This window comes from Photobacterium sp. WH24 (assembly GCF_019204055.1).
Classification (GTDB): domain Bacteria; phylum Pseudomonadota; class Gammaproteobacteria; order Enterobacterales; family Vibrionaceae; genus Photobacterium; species Photobacterium arenosum.
In genome coordinates, this window is record NZ_JAGSOZ010000050.1 from 1 (window position 1) to 1,117 (window position 1,117).

1 protein-coding gene is annotated in these 1,117 nt (G+C 48.2%); it reads right to left on the reverse strand.

Translation table 11 applies throughout. The features are described 5' to 3' along the window. Nucleotides 1–30: 30 nt before the first annotated feature. A protein-coding gene (locus KCG43_RS21265) for an IS3 family transposase (RefSeq protein WP_218387457.1) occupies nt 31–1,117 on the reverse strand; the annotation gives its coding sequence in 2 pieces (ribosomal slippage) (nt 31–938 and nt 938–1,117; 1,088 coding nt annotated over the 2 pieces). This gene is flagged as partial in the annotation.

The window sequence follows — 1,117 nt, forward strand, 5'->3', positions numbered from 1 at the left end:
TGATCTGATCCACTAACTCTGGACACTTAGCTAAGCACTGTTCTTCAATTCAAAATTCTCAGGGCTGAGATAGCCAAGCGAACTATGCCTTCTGGTTTTGTTGTAATCAACTTCAATGTATTCAAAAACGGTCTGACGCATGGTTTCCCTGTCCATGATTGGCTCGTACTGAATGGCTTCAACCTTCAGTGAATGGAAAAAGCTTTCCGCACAGGCGTTGTCCCAGCAGCAGGCTTTACGGCTCATGCTTTGAGTAAGTTGATGTTTTTCAATCAGATCTCTATACGCATACGAACAATATTGGCTGCCCCTGTCACTGTGAACTATCACGTTCTTTGGAAAACCGCGGCGGAACAGCGCCATGTTCAGGGCATCGCAAGCAAGTTGGGTGGTCATTCGATTGCTCATCGACCAGCCAACCACGGCACGCGAGTACAAATCAATGATCACAGCCAAATAAAGCCAACCTTCGCTGGTCATCAAATACGTGATATCACCGACCCATTTCTGGTTCGGTCCTGTCGCGTTAAAGTTCTGCTCCAGTAGGTTTGGAGCCACAGGCAGCTGATGATTGCTGTCGGTTGTGACCTTAAATTTACGCGCTGCTTTGGCGACTAAATCCTGCCGTGTCATGCTGTTTATTATGGTTTTCACGTCAGCGCTTTCACCCTTTTCTGCCAGCTCGACCTGGATACGGCGAGCGCCGTAACGCTCTTTGCTCGTATCAAAAACGGCTTTGATTTGTTCATCTCGGCAACGCTGGCTCTTCAGCCGTTTGCTTGGTTCTTTCCCTGATTTACGCCAGGCGTAATACCCACTTCGCGTGACACCAAGCACCAATGCCATGGATTTCAAGCGGAACTGGCGTTGGTGCTCAAGCATGAATTTGAATCGGCTTACTTTTGATTCTTCGCGAAGTAGGTGGCCGCCTTTTTTAGAATGGCTAAATCCTCTGCTTGATCAGCCAGTTGGCGTTTGAGCTTTGCAACTTCAGCGGCCAATTCAGCTTCCCGTTGGCTGGTATTGGACTTTTTCTCAACGGCAGTACGCCAGTTATAGATTTGCGATTCATAAATTTTGAGCTGCCTGGCTGCTTCAGCAACGCCAACACGTTCAG